Raw genomic sequence first — 17285 nt, forward strand, 5'->3', positions numbered from 1 at the left:
TGTTGGCGAGGTTAAGCGGGTAATTTCTAGGTGGGTGATTTTTAAGTGAGTAGATTTAAGGATTAGCGGTGCTTTTGGGCATAACCCTTTTTTAAGGGCAAAGATCCATCGCTTTGCCGGATTCATTTTGAAAAATGCACTTTGCAAGAGCCATTTGAAAGATGGCCTTTGAAATATGTTCGTGGCAAGAGCCCGTTCGCATCGCGCGACTTGGCTCACTGTTCAGCTTATTTCACCAAGGTAACTCAGTGCCATCGTAGGCGAAAAAGCACCCTGTTTGTGCCGGAGTGGCATTGGCAATGATGGGCAGCAAGCAGTTGGCGACATACTCAGGTGTAAACAGTTTGCCTTGAGGCACACTCTGTTGAAAGGGCTGAGACAATGGCGTATCAGTGGTGCCCGGATGCAGGGATAACACCACGCAGTGTTTCATGGTTCGTTGCCACTCAATCGCCAGTGTTTTGAGAAACATATTCAGCGCGGCCTTTGAGGCCCGATAGCTGTACCAGCCACCCAATCTATTATCGGTAATGCTGCCGACTTTCGCCGATATCACGGCAAATCTTGCTGAGTCACTTTGTTTTAATACATGGCAAAAGTGCTTTGCCAGCATGACGCTGGGCAGGGTATTGAGCGTTAAATTGTGCTGGAAAAAGGCGATATCCAGTGACTGTAAGCTTTTTTCTGGCCCTTTATCTTGGGTGTGTAAAATCCCGACACAGTTAATCAGCCAATCTAATTCAGTGAGTTGTTCACTCAGCTGTTTAATCTCTGCCTCATTGGTCACATCTAGCGCATGCCATTGGATATTATTCTGCCTGTCTTGTGGAAGATGATGCCTGTAGGTGGCGTGCACGGTTGCGTCGGGATATGCCTCTTGGACTTGCTTAACCATAGCTTGACCAATACCCCCACTTCCACCGACGATAAGTACTTTCATGGCAAACTCTCCCTATCCAAATCTCTATATCAAACTTTCCATATCAAACTCTCTATATCCAAGAGTCACGCTTAGGCCCAGTACTAATGCTAAGTACTAACAATCAGTACAAATGCTAAGCACTAACACTCAGTGCTAATGGTTCAGCTATAAACGGTTTAGATGAACGAGGTTGTGTTCGGCTGTGGCTAGTATGGCGTGCCTTACGGACTCGTCCATTTTGTCCCAAGTTTGGTATAGCATGCCGATCCTAGGATTTTGCGACAATCGCGCGCGGTGTTTGTCCATAAAGCGCCAATAAAAGCTATTGAATGGGCAGGCAAGTGCGCCGCTACGCTCTTTTATCTTGTAATGACAGCCGCTGCAGTAATCACTCATTTTATTGATGTAAGAGCCGCTGGCTGCGTAGGGTTTTGTACCGACAATACCGCCGTCGGCAAACAAGGCCATGCCGCGAGTGTTGGGCATTTCAACCCATTCGATGGCGTCAACATATACGCCTAAATACCACTCATCGACTTGATTTGGCTCGATTTCGGTTAATAAACAGAAATTGCCGATCACCATTAAACGCTGAATATGATGGGCGTAGGCAAAATCTAATGATTGGGATAACGCTTGTCGCATGCAGTTCATCTTAGTGTCGCCATGCCAAAAATAATCGGGCAGCGTCCCATGGGCATCGAGCGCGTTAGTGCTGGCGTACTGCGGCATATTGGCCCAGTAAATGCCGCGAACGTATTCTCGCCAACCTAATATCTGTCGCACAAACCCTTCGACTTGGGCGATATCAATTTCAGCATTGGTTTGATAGCTGTCGATAGCCGCATTGATGACTTCTAACGGACTGATTAATTTGCTGTTAAGGCTGAATGATAGCCGACTATGGTACAAGCTCCACTTGGCGGGATGTTGCGCTGTCATGGCATCTTGAAAGCGGCCAAAGGAAGGCAAGCAAACCTGACAAAAATACGTTAATAGCTCGAGGCTTTGCGCACGGTTTATCGGCCACAGCAATGACGCATCAATGCGACCCATGGTCGGGATTTGGTGACGCTCAAGCCTAGCGAGAATTTCAGTTACATCGAGGCTAAACATTAATGGCTCAGGCAAGACTTTTATATCCTGAGTTTTAAGCTTCTGACGGTTGTTGGCATCAAAGTTCCATTGCCCGCCTAGTGGCTTTCCATCTTGCATCAAGATGTTGAAGCGTTTACGCATACGGCGATAAAAGTGCTCCATCATAATGTGTTTGCCGACGGGGAACTGCGCATCGATTTCGTCAAACGGCAAGATAAAATGCTCTGTATCGACACAGTTCACCACGGCGGTGTTGAGCTTAAGCTGACTCAATTGCTCAAGTAGGCGGTATTCATCTGGCCTTTGGTATTCAAACTTGATCGCGCCAACCTGCGTCACTTGATGTTGAATGAGCCCCAGTAGATCGCTATAGCCCTGAATGTTATTGAAGGTGTCATCAAGGGTGAGATAGAGCACTAGATGCCCTTGCGCCCGCAGCTCTTGGGCAAATTGCGCCATTGCCGCAAAGAAGGCGCATATCTTTTGCACATGATGGGTCACATAAGTGTTTTCTTGGTGCAGTTCTGCAATCACATACAGTACTTGATCATCAACGCGGTTAAACCAAGAATGCTGGGCATTGAGTTGATCGCCTAAAATTAACCTGACTGTTTGGAATTGCTGTAATTGCATTAAGTGGACTCGTTGAATGACTTTCGCGGTTAAACATTTCGCGATGGGATATTGCAGGACATTACGAATTGGGTTGCTGTGAGGATCACAAGGCTGGGTATTTGTCGTGATTTCGACAAAGAGATTTATCTAAACTTGGTTTTATAGCTTTTAAAGCAAAGTCAAAGTCGTGGGGCTTCACCCCACACCCGACCAAGGAGGACTGCTCGTCCTATCCTCCTTGGATTCTCCAAGACGCCCCTAGCGAAGTTACATGCATTAGTTACTGGTCTCATACTCCTATAAAAATCGCCTAACGGCTCAGATGGGACATCCCTGTCCCCCCGAGCCTGAGCCATCATCCATGATGTCGCCACGGCATTTTTATCTGCGTATTTCGACAACTTCGCAGGGGAAGGTGAACTCCTGAAGTTTTGGTGTTAGCTGTTAATCTCAAAAGAGTTCTGCCTGTCCCATCTTTCAGTTTGCTCACAACCTGCTCTGACTAAAAATTTAACAATGGGGGTCTCAATAAAATTCCACTTGTATAACGGAGGGGGCTATCATGTCTGAAATCCTCCATTTTTGAGTAAATTAGCGCTACTTGTTTCCCTGGATGTCCCCTGCGACTTTTGGTAACTCTCACTTAAGCAATTTTAGCTGGCACAAGTTGTAGACAAACCGAAAGTGGATTATGTTGTTGATCTAAAATGGATAGCTTGATTTTTATTGCTGTTCAAATGGGGTAAGCGTGTATTCACACCATACAAATGTACAGTGGGGCCAGATATAGAATGGAAAATTACATCTCAGAACTACAAGTAAGGCTTAGTGCATGCACAGCCAGAAGTCGGGATAGGCTAGAATATGCCTTCTATCTGACCATCAAATGTGATGATCTTTGTCACTTGTACTTTGAGCACCTGAACAACACCGACATTCGAAACAAGATAGTCAGGCATTTAAAAAATAGGGCAGGTGCAAACCAAGATAAAATTCCGCCCTGGTTTTTAGATAAGCTTATGCAAGATTTCTATGGAGCGGAGGGACGCCACCGAATATCTCTAGGCACGGCAATCAAAGAGCTCTCAACGCTATATAGCCAAGACAAAATAAAGACTTTTATCGGGTGGCAAATTCTATCGCATGGCATTCTCGACAGGAAACGAGCATTTGCTCTTACCGGAGCGCATTATGACCCATACCTCGAAACCCTGCTGCTAAACTCGTGGTCTAAATTTGGAGCTGTAGGTTCGTTGGATGTGCTAGTAAAGCATGGCTCAGACGAACAGCTAGCTCAACTTTTCCCTGCTATATGGGCTTCAGTGCCCGTCAAATCCTATATCCGCTATATTGCTTTGAAGCGTGTGGCTAAGTTTGACTTCTCAAAGGTTGAATTTATAAAAACGGAGAAGCCTGTTTCTTATTTATCTGCTTGTGTTGCGGCAAGCAAAGATATTAGTGACGATTTTATCCTAGATGCTGCCAGAGCGGTTGATTCAATAAATGAGCTTGGATACATAGTTTGGTGCGCAGGTAAGCTCAAAAAAAGAAATGTACTTGATCATCTAATGGACGAAATCGGGACTATTGAAGCAAAGCTTCCACTAGAGTTTTGGGAACCGGAGTTCTATGGAGTCACTTAACGAAGCCAGACAAGGCGATTGTAGCTTCGCCTTCACGGCAAAGTTGTGCGTACTGGCGGCGTAGGGGGCTCCCCTCATAATTGAGGTCTTCCAGCATAGAAGATGGGACATGCAAGACTTTGTAGATTACCGTCAACACAGAAGTTACAGGAGTTCACCTTCCCCTCGGAGTTGCCGCAGGGCATTTGCGTTCGTTGCGTGAGCGAGGCATGGATGCCGAGATAGCGTCAGTCGAATCAGGGACGAGCGTCTGACGCGATAGCATAAGGACGCTAAATGCCCAAGGGGCTTTCAACTCTGTCGGGGGCGTCTTGGAGCATCCAAGGAGGATAGGACGAGCAGTCCTCCTTGGTCGGGTGTGGGGTGAAGCCCCACGACTTTAAGTGTTATCGTGGGAAATAGAATATTTATCAGTTTGATACTACCAACTCAGCCTTTAGCGCAGAGCTTTATAGCTTTGCACGATTAAGGTTTGGCGGGCTATTCAACCGATTAGCAACTGATTAGTTGTACTTTATATTCATCGCAATCAGCGGTTCGCGGGAGGCTTTTTCGGCGCGTAGGCGGGCGAGGTATTTTTCCCATAGATCCACTTGGTGGGTGGCGAGATCGTAGAGTACTTTCCACGAGAATAGGCCAGTGTCGTGGCCGTCATCGAAGACGATTTTTACTGCGTAGTTACCGACGGGTTCTATGGCACTGATGTTGACGTTTTTCTTGTGGGTGACCAGCTTGGGGTTGCCGTGACCATGCACTTCGGCTGAGGGCGAGTAGACTCTGAGCATCTCGCAGCTGAGCTGATATTGCTCACCATTGTCGAAACTGACTTCTAGAATGCGTGATTTACGTTTCAGTTTAAGATCGGTGACATTCGGCGTTGCTGTGGTCATAGGTTGGCTACCAAGAAAATGCTAAGGATAGGATAACGACTCATTAAAATAACACCTGACTAATGTAACCGCTGGCGGCCAAGGATACAAAGGGTAAGCTAGGGTCGCCTAGCGTTTGGAGCCGACTTTTCGGTTGAGTCACACTTTTGCATTGGCGTGGACGCTCACCGCCAAGTCGTTTGGGCTTGGCGGTGAGCGGGTTTTCACTAGAGGATAAAGCGGCTGAGATCTTCGTCTTGGACTAAGTTATCTAAGTGGGCGCTGACATAATCGGCGTCGATAACAAAGGCGGAGCCCGATTTTTCCGATGCCTCGTAGGAGATATCTTCCATCAGCTTTTCCATCACAGTGTGTAAACGACGGGCGCCGATATTTTCGGTGCGTTCGTTCACTTGCCATGCGGCTTTTGCAATGCTGTCGATGCCCGATTCGCTGAATTCAACTTTCACGCCTTCTGTGTTCATCAGCGCGATATATTGCTCGGTGAGTGAGGCGTGTGGCTCGGTCAAAATGCGTTTAAAATCATTGGCTGATAGTGCATCTAACTCGACACGAATAGGCAAACGACCCTGTAACTCAGGAATTAAATCCGACGGTTTAGACATCTGGAATGCGCCCGAGGCGATAAACAGAATGTGATCGGTTTTTACCATGCCGTGTTTAGTGGTGACAGTGCAGCCTTCGATCAGCGGCAGTAAGTCACGTTGCACGCCTTCACGGGAAACGTCTGGGCCTGAGGTTTCGCCACGCTTACAGATTTTGTCGATTTCGTCGAGGAACACTATGCCGTGTTGCTCAACCATTTCAATGGCTTGCTCTTTTAAATCTTCTTGATTGACCAGTTTGGCCGCTTCTTCTTCGATCAATAGCTTAAAGGCTTCTTTGATCTTCATCTTGCGACGTTTTGCCGGTGCTTGGCCCATGTTTTTAAACAGGCTTTGCAGCTGGTTGGTCATTTCTTCCATGCCAGGAGGCGACATGATTTCGACGCCGACCTGTGGTTGTGCCACATCGATATCGATTTCTTTATCGTCTAATTGGCCTTCGCGCAGCTTCTTGCGGAACACTTGGCGGGTGTTTGAGCTGGAATCGGTTTCTGTGCTTTCCCAGTCGTTTTTCGGTTTAGGCAACAGGGCATCGAGAATGCGCTCTTCGGCATTTTCTTCGGCGCGTTGGCGGCACTTACCCATTTGCTGTTCACGGGTCAGCTTGATGGCGATATCGGTCAAGTCGCGAATGATTTGCTCGACTTCTTTACCGACGTAACCGACTTCTGTGTATTTAGTGGCTTCGACCTTGATAAAAGGCGCGTTGGCTAGCTTAGCTAAACGGCGGGCAATTTCAGTTTTACCTACACCGGTGGGGCCAATCATCAGGATGTTTTTTGGGGTGACTTCTTGACGGAAATCCACGTCCAGTTGCATCCGGCGCCAGCGGTTACGCAGGGCTACAGCAACAGAACGTTTGGCCTTTTGTTGGCCAATAATGTGTGCATCCAGCTCGTGGACAATCTCACGGGGGGTCATTTCAGACATAATATTCCTCACGGGCTGTTTAGTAATTGAGTTCTTCAATCGTCTTGAATTGATTGGTGAATACGCAGATATCCGCGGCAATGGTCAGGGATTTTTCAGCGATTTCTAGGGCCGACAGCTCGGTATTTTGCAATAACGCAAGGGCCGCCGCTTGGGCATAGTTGCCGCCTGAACCAATGGCGACTAAGTCGTGTTCTGGCTGAACGACATCACCATTACCTGTGATGATCAGCGAGGTTTCGGCATCGGCCACGACGAGTAGGGCTTCGAGTTTGCGCAGCATACGGTCGGTACGCCAATCTTTGGCGAGCTCAACGGCCGAGCGCAATAAATGGCCTTGGTGCATTTCGAGTTTTGCTTCGAAACGCTCGAATAGGGTGAAAGCATCGGCGGTGCCGCCTGCAAAACCTGCCAGTACCTTGTTGTGATATAAGCGACGCACTTTTTTGGCGTTACCTTTCATGACGGTATTGCCTAGGGAGACTTGGCCATCGCCGGCGATGACAACTTGATTATTACGGCGTACTGATACGATAGTGGTCACAATGAATCCTCTTCTGGCCCGCAGCAAAAGTTGCGGTGGATGATGGGATATATATGGGGATGGATGACAATAATTCAAGTAATCGCGGCAAATGCCAAAGGAGTTTGCGATCTTTCGCTCTCCTTTAGCAATAAAAATAAGCGCTTATTGGGAAAGGGTTGAGCGACCGACTTCAGTCTTTCCACTATAGGGATAGTATTTAAAATCCCAGTTTTCACTGCCGAAGCTGCGATCGTCCGAGACATAGTTGAAAATACAGTAAGCATTGGGATCGGTAATGTCGACGGCACCATACCAGTAAACAATGTCGACATTGGGAACTGTGCGCCAAGTGTATTGATCGGCGATGATAAATTCATTATTAGCCAAAAGACCTTGCCATAACTGACCGCAATAATCGCCCTGCAATTTAACACCGGCATCAGCGGTTGCAGTCTCTGTTCCCAGTGGAAATCCTGTCGTGCTCGAGTCGAGTTTACCATCGCCATAGCAGGCGAGATCTTGGGTATAACCTGAGTGACCGCCTGCAAGCCAGCAGCTGTGGTAAAGCTTAACGCCAGAGGTAAAGGCCGCAAATGCGGTTTTGGCTCTAGCATCGTGGGCATCTTGGCCTAGGTTTAAAAACTTAGGTGCCGCAACGACGGCCAAGATCCCAAGGATGATAATGACCACAACCAGTTCTATTAATGTAAAACCCTTCGATGACTGCAAACGACTCATATTGCTCACCTATCTGTTAGAGGGGGATATTCTAACGGAACTTCGATTCGCAATCAGTAAGTCATTGATAGTATTTATTTGTTTAACATTCTGTTTAACGTTTTGGTTACATTAACTCAAATAGAAGAGGGCAAGCCGCAAAATGGCAGGGGTTAGCTTCGTCATTAATGTCATCGCCCGCAGGTAAACGACTTATAAAGTGGTGTCGTCTATCACTTGGTAGCGGGTTTGTACGTAGCCATTGTCATATTGCTGCGTGTGGATTGGCATTAATTGAAGCGCTTGAGCTAAGTCGCCAAAGAGGGGAATGCCTTTACCCAGTAAAGTGGGGATACGAGTGAGCGTGAGTTCCTGAATTAACCCCGCCGCTAAAAAGCCTTGGATCGTTTGGCCACCATCGATATAGAGATGCTTAAAGCCACGGTTTTTGAGTTGTTCGCTAATGCTTGCTGCATCGCCATTGAGCACTTGTACGTGCTCACTTAACGCCGAGGGTACAGTTACACCGCTGCGGCTTAATACAAATACTGGGATATTTACATAGGGCCAATCACAATCGAAGGAGAGGACTTTCTCAAAGCTTTTACGTCCCATCACTATCGCATCGACAGTGTCGATAAAGGCATGATAACCAAAGTCTTCATCGGGATTAGTACTGGGATGCTGGTTTAAAAAGTCGATATCCCCATCGGGAGTGGCGATATAGCCGTCGAGGGTCGCGGCAATAAAAACGGAGGCTTTCATTTATCTTCCTTAATGCTATTTTCGAGCGTGTTTCTCTAGTGATTCTTTTAGTGCCTGTTGCTGAGCGAGGCAGTCTTGTTTTGCTTTGCCCGACATATCGTTACACGTTTGACCTTTATCTGGGCCTTCTAATATGGCGGCTGCAACATAAACAGCGGCATCGGCTGCATTGCATTCTTGTTTGCTGTAGGGGGAATTTGTATCACATTTTGAATTAAGCGGCCCAACGCAGCCACTCATACAGCTTAAGGCTAAGGCGCTAAAACTGAGTAATATTAAAGGTTTGAACATTCGCTCTTCCATGATTCTTATTATTTGAGACGATTGGGAAGTATATAACTGCTTTACAGACGGAGCTAGAACTGGATCGTTCCATTTCCACTTTGGTTGTTATCTCGGAGTAAGGCATTCGCGGGTGGGAGAAAAAATCCCCGAGGGCATAGTTACCCTCGGGTGGAGGTTCAAAAAGCAGTGGATTTCTTGAGCGCCTGCGGGGCACAAAGGAAGGAACCTATGGCGTGATTGTGCGGGCTGATACGATATTTAACAAAGCCAAATGCACAAACTGCGACAGCTTGTCGCAGGTAGGATGAATTTGTTATGCACTAAGCCCACCTTACAGGGTAAATCTATATTGCAAAGTGAAGCTTCACACCTGTGATATTGCTTCACTTCGCTATATGTTCTCTTCTTGCTACAGCGTGATGCTGTTTATACGTTTAGGTATTTGTTTTTAAAAGGCAAATTGCGGCTGGCACACTGTCTATTCCGCATTCCTCTAATGTTTTGCTCATGCTTTGTACAAATTCAATTTTATGCTGCCTAACGACTTGATAAAGCTGAAAACACATCACAATATCACTTTCAGATAGTCCTTTATTTTTAAAAGCCATTGCAGATAAATAGCTGCGGATCATAAAACAATCGAGTACGAGTAAACGGAATGCTTCCCAAGATAATTGCTGTGAGTCTAGTAAGGGGAAATGGTAGTGGTAAATTGAATACAAAATATATCGTTCAAAAAGTTCCTTATGGTTAACCAATGCGGGTACTGCATGCTCAGCCCATGCTTGATTCAACGCATCAATTTGATAGTTATTTTTTTCATTACACAGTGCGGCAACAGCCTGATTTAAGGAAGTAAATCTTGCGCGTACACCTCTAGAATGAGTTTTACACAACTCATTATGGACAGTAATAAAGGCATGCGTCTGCGGCAGTGGGGAATATGGTAAGTTTTTATATTGCTCTGCCAATGCGCCTGATTGTGCATACAATTTTAGTTGTTGTAAGCGCTTATCTAGTTCTTCTATTGGTAAGATATTTTGACGAACTTGGTCACTGACCTTGATTAATAGTCCTATGGCTAGCAGTGCTTGTTGCCAACCACCTCCCAAATTCAATAATAGATCGAGACTGTATTCATGGGTTTTTTCTAGCCATGTAGGACTTGGCGTTGAAGGCTGTTTTATGCCACTTATATTGGAATCAAATTGGAAAGCATTAGGATTAAATAACACTGAGCGAGCGACTTCTGGGCAAGATAGATAGAGGCTTTCGTATTTGTTACCGCCAATGACCTTGTGGATCCTTGGATAAGTTTTACATGTATGACTTAAGGCCTGTTCACCCGCTTTTGCATGGATATCACAAAGCTTATGTTCGTTAACAAATGGACATGAACCTTGCGCATTAAGTCTAATGTCGGCCCAATCGCTTGTACTTTTCTTTGTTTCAATAAATGCTGTTTTTGCCGTTGTAGCGAGCAGTGGGTGTTTAATCGTGTTTTTATAGCTCTTTTTATCAAATGATATTCGCCAATCGTAACAGCAACTGTCTTCACATTCAGGTCCAACACATTGGAATTGAGTGACATAACCGGGTTTTATTATGAGGTTGTCCATCGGTAATTTCGTTAAATTTACAGTAATTTAGGATAAAGGTAACAAATCAAACTCCCTTATTCCAGTTTTGTTAAATGGCGATTAAATATCAGCCAATTTAGGTAGAATTAATATTTAACTATTATTAACTAGTGCGGTAGACGTTTTTTGATTAGAACTTGTACGCTTATTAGAATGCCATTTATTACGCACTTAATATTGATTCAGCATTTATAAAACAGAATGCAAATTCCCTAAGTGCTGCACTAGCTCTGCCATATTATTCACTTCGAGTTTCTTCATGATTTTTGCGCGGTGCACTTCAATCGTGCGTAGGGATAAAAACATGGCTTCTGAGATTTGCTTATTGGTCATGCCTTGGATCACATGGGCTAACACTTGTTGTTCGCGCTCGGTCAGTTGGTCAAACTTATGTTGCAGACTTTGCTGCTCGAAGGCCGCCTGGCTTTCACGCTGTGCTTTTTCTATCGCTTGTACTAATGCCTTGCCGGACACAGGTTTTTGAAAAAAGTCGCAGGCTCCCTTACGAAAGGCGCTCAGCGCCATAGGTAAGTCGCCGTGGCCAGTGAGAAAGATGACGCCAAGCGGACTGTGGGTTTCGAGCAGTTTTTGCTGCACTTCTTGGCCGGTGATCTCCGGCATTCGGCTATCTAAAATCACGCAGCCTGCCTGCGATAATGCACAGTGCGCAAGGAAGTCGCGGCCGCTGTTGAAGGTTTGCACTTGGTAGCCAAATTGCCCGAGCATAAAACCCAGCGAATCCAGAATCGCTTCATCGTCATCAACTAAATATAGTGGCAATTTTGTAGACATGGATTTCCTTGTGGAGGCGGGAGAGCTATATCAGCTTAAGCCGCGTCTGTGTCTGGCTCAATTTTAAGCCTAGGTCTTGGGAGGTTCATCACTAAATTAGCCGATTATCTTAGGGTAGAAACCAGAGTTTGGCGGCATTTCACAGCTTGATTTTTATCTGCGAGTTAAAGTCGTTTAATGGCATATCAGACAGGGTAATAGCGGCGATGGCGACGGGCTCTTGGTGTAAAGCGGTAGTGATGGGATTATGCCTAAGTGTCATTGGTCTCAATCAGTCCTATGCCGATGACGTGCCACAGGTGAACCACTTTAAAGTCGGAGTGTTGGCCAACCACGGCGTATTACAAGCCAAGCAGCGTTGGCAACCTATGATGGATTATCTGACTGAACAAGTGCCCAATAGCCATTTTGAAGTGGTGCCCGTTGACTTTAATGGTATGCGTAGTCAGTTACTCGGCCATGATTTGCAGTTTATCGTCACCAACCCCGGGCAATATCTACATCTAAGCAATAACTTCCCGCTGTCTTGGCTCGCGACGATGAAGAGCCGCAAGCATCAGGGCAGCACTTTTACCATAGGCGCGACTATTATTGTCCGCGCCGATAGCCCTATCCGCACCCTGCAGGATTTGCGCGGGCGCAATGTGGTCGCCAGTGATCCGCAGGCATTAGGCGGGTATCAGGCGGCCATGGGGTTACTGCATAAAATGGGCTTTTTACCCGAACAGTTTTTTGGGCAAGTGCGCTTCCTCGGTTTTCCATTAGAACCGCTTGTCTATCAAGTTCGTGACGGCAGCGCCGATGCCGCCATCGCGCCCTTTTGCACCTTAGAGGAAATGATCGCAACGGGTCTTGTTAATCAGGCCGATTATCGCGTGATCCACCCAACTAACCCCGCAGGATATGACTGCGAGGTCAGCACTCAGCTATACCCCAACTGGTCATTCGCCGCAGCGGATACGGTTGCACCTAAGCTGACGATGGCGATCACCCGCGCCTTATTCGATTTACCTGCCGACCATGTCGCTGCCATTACCGCCGATACCTTGGGCTGGACGGCACCAGTGAGTCAGTTGAAAGTCATTGAGTTATTTAAGGAATTACAACTGCAAGGTGCGTCGCCGCCACTCTATCAAACTGTATACAAATGGATGGCGAAAAATAAAGAATGGGGCGGTGTACTGCTATTAATCTTCATTATTTCGACTATTTATCACCTCTGGCTCGAATATAAGTTTCGCCAGAAAAGCGAGTTCTTACTCAATACTGAGCGGCAATTAAAGGATAAGGCATTGCAGCTTGAGCGATTGCAAAGCGCGGCAATTCTGGGGGAAATTGGCGCTGGCCTTGCCCATGAACTCAATCAACCCATAGCAGCCATTACCCAATACAGCGAAGGCGCCATGCTGCAATTGGAAAGACTGGGGCAAGATAATCCTGAACTCTATGATGTGCTTGGGAAAATTAATGCGCAGTCGATTCGCGCGGGTGCGGTTGTGCACCGTATTCGCGGTTTACTCAAGCGGCGTCAGGCCAAGACTGAGCCTTTAGATATAGTGCTGGTGGTGAAGGAGGCGTTAGCTTTACTGCGGCGTGAGTTAGACCGCGCGAATGTGCAAGTGAATGTGCGAGTGCAGGGTGAGCCTTTTGAACTGGTGGGCGATAGCGTTGGCTTAAGTCAAATGTGGGTCAATCTCGTGAAAAATAGCTTAGATGCGTTAGAAACCTGCGGTGATAACCGCGCGCGACAATTATGGATCGATATCTATTTTCAACCGCATGAAATCAAAGTATTAGTGATTGATAATGGCGAAGGGTTACAGGGGCAGGCTAGTGAGTTAATGGCATCATTCGCCTCAACCAAAGATGCGGGATTAGGGCTTGGCTTAGCCATCTGTAAGGATGTAGTCAGTCGCCACCATGGCAGCATTCAAATCGAAAACTGTCAGCAATCCACGCAAGCCTTATTGCCGTGGCAACAGGGCTGTGTGGTCACTGTGGTCTTACCTAAAGGCTAATGTACATAGTTCCATATATGCATAGTTCCACTTAGCTGCAGATTAATGGCATTAGGGCTGTGGATAGTCTTGGGCGAATTGACTAAGTTTTTCCACTAAAAACTCTATGGTGCGACGGATCTTATGGCTGGGATAATCGGTTTGTAGGTATACCAATTGCAGTGGGATCGGTGGGGCTATTTTATCGGCTAGCACTAGGTTGAGTCTGCCTTCAGTGACATCCTGCGCCACATCGAGCCAGCTTTTGTAGGCAATCCCACGGCCTTCGATTGCCCAATCGCGGATCACTGTGCCATCGTTACAGAAACGTTTACCCCTGACTTCGATTTCAACGGGTGCGCCGTTATGGCTGAATTTCCATTTCTGCCACGGCTCACCGCCGCGATTTAAAATCAGCACAGCATGTTGGCTGAGTTCATTTAGTGTGCTTGGTGTGCCGTGTTGTGCCAAATAAGCGGGTGAGGCGACCAGTACTCTTGGGGTCATGGCGAGTTGACGCCTTTTCAGATTTGAGTCGTCAAGCTGGCCATAGCGCAAAGCTAAATGGATATTTTGGTCGATTAAGTCTGTCATATGATCGCCAAAATACAGCTGCACTGTCAGTTCTGGGGCGCTGTCCATCAATTCATCGAGCCAAGCACGGATCTGGCTGCGACCAATATCCGAAGGTAAAGCGAGGCGTACTTCGCCCTTAAGCTCACCCCTGTGTTCGGCTAAATTGGCGCTGGCGGTTTCGAGAATCGCCAGTGCGGGTTTCGCCGAATCGAGAAAGATCCTGCCTTCTTCTGTGAGCTGTAAGCGCCGCGTCGAGCGAGCAAATAGCTGACATCCTAGTTTTTTCTCTAATCTTTGCAGCGCGGCACTTGCCGCTGCCGGCGTCATGCCGATTTCTTTACTGGCTGCCGAGAGACTCTCTAAGGCTGCGATACGCAGCGCTAATTGCAGATCGTTTAAATGATACATATCAAATTATTTTTGAAAATGATTTTAATAATAGCCTGATTATCAATATAGATTAACTAATGCACAATTGCACCACTGATGTTTCATCTTAATTTCTGGTTCGGAGTGTATATGAGTTTATTCATGTCTTACAAATTAGCGTCACTGGCGCTAAACAATCGCATTGTGATGGCCCCGATGACTCGGGCGCGTACCATGCAGCCAGGCAATATTCCTAATGACCTGATGGCGCAATATTATGCCCAGCGCGCCTCGGCGGGGTTAATCATCACAGAAGCGACACAAATCTCCGATGACAGTCAAGGCTATTCATTTACGCCGGGCGTGTATACCGCTGAGCAAATTGAGGGCTGGGAAAAAGTCACTGCGGCAGTGCATCAGGCTGGCGGTAAAATCTTCAATCAAATTTGGCATGTTGGCCGGGTATCACACCCGATTTTTCAGCAGGGTAATGCCCCGATTGCGCCATCGGCCATTGCGCCCGTTGGTACAAAAGTATGGATTGTGGATGAAGCGCATCCTGAAGGGCAAATGGTGGATTGCCCAGAACCTAGTGCTATGGTGCAAGCGGATATAGACCGTGTTGTGGTCGATTTTGCACAGGCGGGAGTGAATGCGGTTGCGGCGGGTTTTGATGGCATCGAAATTCACGGCGGCAATGGTTATCTGATTGACCAGTTTTTACGCACCAATTCAAACCACAGAACTGATGCCTACGGCGGTTCTCAGGAAAATCGCATTCGTTTTTTACTCGAAATTGTCCAAGCCGTGAGTGCGAAAATTGGTGCCGATAAAGTCGGGGTTCGCCTCGCTCCTTACGTGACGTTTAAAGATATGGCGTGTCCTGAAATTGTAGACACTATTCTGTTAGCGGCTAAGCATTTATCGGCATTAGGCGTGGCATATGTACATCTTTCAGAGGCGGATTGGGATGATGCGCCGCAGGTGCCAGAGTCCTTTAGAGTCGAGCTGCGCAAAGTCTTTAAGGGCAGCATTATTGTTGCGGGTCGCTATGATGTGGCGCGTGCCAATGAAGTGATTGATAACGGTTATGCTGACTTAGTTGCCTTCGGTCGACCTTTTATTGCGAATCCTGATTTGCCTTACCGTTTAATGCATCAATTGCCTTTATCTGCATTCGACAAAGGGCCCTTGTTTGGCGGTAGTGCGGCGGGTTATACCGATTATCCTACACACAACGAAGCATTGAGAGCCGTCATCCGATCCGCTGACGATGAGGTGGCATAATGGATCGGGTTAACACTTTGTATGTTCAACGCTTACCCGCTTGGCTCAGCTTAAGTCTATGGTTTTCAGGCTTTATGGGTATTGCAATTGTGGGTTTTAGCTTAGCAAGTCTGAGCATGGATGCGTTAGCCGCTCAAGGGGCAACAACACAGGATAGTGCTAAAGTGCGAGCGGCGTTAGTGCCAAAAGTAGCGGCAATGGAAACAATTTCTGATGAATCACCGCAGGCAGTAGCTATCGCCCGCGCCGCTTTGTTATATGCCAGTTTTTGGTACACGGGCGATGCAAGTTTTGCCCACGGCGCATTGGCGACTGGTTTTATCGACCGTACTCTGCCCGCTGGCCGCGCACAGGGAATCACGGGTCCACTCGAAGCCTCAAAGGCATTTAGGGCAGCGGTCCCCGATCTCTCTGTTTCAGTTGAGCATTTGCTAGTCGTTGGCGATCGTGCAGTGGTGCGTCTGCGTTTTAATGGCCGCTTCACTGGTGTCTTTGGTGAGCAAAAAGGCCAAGGGCAGAAAATCGATTTTCGTGCTGTTGACATGTATCGAGTACGGGATGGTTTCATCACAGATAACTGGCACCTCGAAGATTATCAAACGCTATTTTCTCAATTAGCTGCAGGGACTCAATCATGAATCAACGTCGACGATTTTTAATGGCAGGTGGCGCCATCGCTGCTGGGTTCGGCCTAAGCCAAACGGCGCTTGCTATTGGTTTACCATCATTAGATACCTTAGAAAATGACTCCAAAAGTTCAGGTGGCAGTGGGATGAACAAAATATTTTGGCCAAGTGGTGAGCAGTTAGTGATTTCAATCTCAATGCAGTTTGAAGCAGGTGCTCAAGATAAAAATGCCGAAGGGCCGTTTCCGCCGATGGAAAAGGGCTATCCAGATACCATTACCCCGACTTGGTACGATTACGGTATGAACGAAGGCATTCCAAGGCTGCTGCGCTTGTGGCGTAAGCACAATATCAAGGTGACCTCTCACATGGTTGGGCGCGCCGCTGAGCTACATCCTCAACTTGCCAAACAAGTTGTAGATGAGGGGCATGAGATTTCGGGCCACGGACAAACGTGGACGCCACAATACAGCATGTCGCCAGCAGAGGAACGCGCCTCCTATGTGGCGAGTATTGAGACGCTGCAAAGGATCACAGGTCAGCGCCCCTTAGGTTTTAATGCCTTTTGGATGCGCCACAGCACTCAAACCCTCAATATTTTGCAGGACTTAGGTTTTATTTATCATATCGATGATCTATCGCGGGACGAACCTTCAATTATCCCTGTAGGAAATAAGCCTTTTGCTGTTGTGCCTTACACTTTACGTAACAATGATATCGGACGTTTTGGTGGCAACACAGCTATGACGGCCGCGGCCTTTTTACAGGAACTAAAGGATGAGTTCGATATGCTCTATCAAGAAGGTTCGACGCAGCGACGGATGATGTCGATCAGTGTGCACGACCGTATTGGTGGCGCTCCTGGACTTGTGACCGCTTTAGATAAGTTTATTCAGTACGCTAAAGATCACACCAATGTAGGCTTTATGCGTAAAGATGCTATTGCTAAGTGGGCGCTGGCGCAAAAGGACACACCGACCAATCCTGCAAGAACATTTTAGC

The 17285-nt window shown here is 47.1% G+C and carries 16 protein-coding genes; 5 read left to right on the forward strand and 11 right to left on the reverse strand.

The genetic code is table 11. The annotated features are described in order from the left end of the window. Positions 1 to 232: 232 nt before the first annotated feature. Positions 233 to 940 carry an SDR family oxidoreductase gene (locus tag KV201_RS12150; RefSeq protein WP_226059469.1) on the reverse strand — a complete coding sequence of 236 codons (708 nt, stop codon included), beginning with the start codon at positions 938 to 940 and terminating at the stop codon, positions 233 to 235. Positions 941 to 1087: 147 nt separating this feature from the next. Beyond that, complete coding sequence (locus KV201_RS12155) at positions 1088 to 2653, reverse strand: cryptochrome/photolyase family protein (protein WP_226059470.1); 1566 nt, start codon at positions 2651 to 2653, stop codon at positions 1088 to 1090. A gap of 773 nt (positions 2654 to 3426) precedes the next feature. Here KV201_RS12155 and KV201_RS12160 point away from each other — a divergent pair. Continuing rightward, a complete protein-coding gene (locus KV201_RS12160; RefSeq protein ID WP_226059471.1) occupies positions 3427 to 4278 on the forward strand; it encodes a hypothetical protein in 852 nt (283 codons plus the stop codon). Positions 4279 to 4781: 503 nt separating this feature from the next. Here KV201_RS12160 and KV201_RS12165 read toward each other — a convergent pair. From KV201_RS12165 to KV201_RS12200, 8 genes are all read right to left on the reverse strand, one after another. Then, positions 4782 to 5168: a gamma-butyrobetaine hydroxylase-like domain-containing protein gene (locus tag KV201_RS12165; RefSeq protein WP_006083302.1), complete on the reverse strand. Its 387-nt coding sequence runs from the start codon at positions 5166 to 5168 to the stop codon at positions 4782 to 4784. A gap of 206 nt (positions 5169 to 5374) precedes the next feature. Next, entirely contained in the window at positions 5375 to 6703 is a 1329-nt protein-coding gene (gene hslU / locus KV201_RS12170) for an ATP-dependent protease ATPase subunit HslU (RefSeq protein ID WP_006083301.1), read from the reverse strand. Positions 6704 to 6722: 19 nt separating this feature from the next. Beyond that, entirely contained in the window at positions 6723 to 7247 is a 525-nt protein-coding gene (hslV, locus tag KV201_RS12175; protein ID WP_006083300.1) for an ATP-dependent protease subunit HslV, read from the reverse strand. Positions 7248 to 7391: 144 nt separating this feature from the next. Beyond that, on the reverse strand, positions 7392 to 7967 hold the full coding sequence (locus KV201_RS12180; RefSeq protein WP_226059472.1) for a type II secretion system protein: 576 nt from the start codon (positions 7965 to 7967) through the stop codon (positions 7392 to 7394). Positions 7968 to 8159: 192 nt separating this feature from the next. Next, entirely contained in the window at positions 8160 to 8711 is a 552-nt protein-coding gene (locus KV201_RS12185) for a dihydrofolate reductase family protein (RefSeq protein ID WP_226059473.1), read from the reverse strand. Positions 8712 to 8726: 15 nt separating this feature from the next. Further along, positions 8727 to 9002, reverse strand: coding sequence for a hypothetical protein (locus tag KV201_RS12190; RefSeq protein WP_226059474.1), 276 nt, complete (start codon positions 9000 to 9002; stop codon positions 8727 to 8729). Positions 9003 to 9430: 428 nt separating this feature from the next. After that, complete coding sequence (gene fliB, locus KV201_RS12195) at positions 9431 to 10615, reverse strand: flagellin lysine-N-methylase (protein ID WP_226059475.1); 1185 nt, start codon at positions 10613 to 10615, stop codon at positions 9431 to 9433. A 210-nt stretch (positions 10616 to 10825) separates the two neighbouring features. Continuing rightward, a complete protein-coding gene (locus tag KV201_RS12200) occupies positions 10826 to 11428 on the reverse strand; it encodes a response regulator transcription factor (RefSeq protein WP_012088094.1) in 603 nt (200 codons plus the stop codon). Between the two features lie 206 nt (positions 11429 to 11634). Between KV201_RS12200 and KV201_RS12205 the strand changes: the two genes are divergently transcribed. Beyond that, entirely contained in the window at positions 11635 to 13446 is a 1812-nt protein-coding gene (locus KV201_RS12205; protein ID WP_226059527.1) for a PhnD/SsuA/transferrin family substrate-binding protein, read from the forward strand. A 51-nt stretch (positions 13447 to 13497) separates the two neighbouring features. On the opposite strand, the gene KV201_RS12210 is transcribed toward KV201_RS12205, so the two are convergent. Beyond that, positions 13498 to 14409, reverse strand: a complete 912-nt coding sequence (locus KV201_RS12210) for a LysR family transcriptional regulator (protein ID WP_226059476.1) — start codon at positions 14407 to 14409, stop codon at positions 13498 to 13500. A gap of 111 nt (positions 14410 to 14520) precedes the next feature. Here KV201_RS12210 and KV201_RS12215 point away from each other — a divergent pair, with 111 nt between their 5' ends. The 3 genes from KV201_RS12215 to KV201_RS12225 are packed head-to-tail and all read left to right on the forward strand — an operon-like array spanning position 14521 to position 17284. Further along, the gene (locus KV201_RS12215) at positions 14521 to 15657 is read left to right on the forward strand and encodes an alkene reductase (RefSeq protein WP_226059477.1); all 1137 of its coding nucleotides are present in this window, start codon (positions 14521 to 14523) and stop codon (positions 15655 to 15657) included. Then, on the forward strand, positions 15657 to 16295 hold the full coding sequence (locus KV201_RS12220) for an ester cyclase (protein ID WP_226059478.1): 639 nt from the start codon (positions 15657 to 15659) through the stop codon (positions 16293 to 16295). Before KV201_RS12215 ends, KV201_RS12220 begins: the two co-directional genes overlap by 1 nt. Further along, positions 16292 to 17284: a polysaccharide deacetylase family protein gene (locus tag KV201_RS12225; RefSeq protein ID WP_226059479.1), complete on the forward strand. Its 993-nt coding sequence runs from the start codon at positions 16292 to 16294 to the stop codon at positions 17282 to 17284. The genes KV201_RS12220 and KV201_RS12225 overlap by 4 nt, the downstream gene beginning before the upstream one ends. Position 17285: the final 1 nt, after the last annotated feature.

Source organism: Shewanella sp. SR1 (assembly GCF_020447145.1).
In the GTDB taxonomy this organism is placed as follows: Bacteria; Pseudomonadota; Gammaproteobacteria; order Enterobacterales; family Shewanellaceae; genus Shewanella; species Shewanella baltica.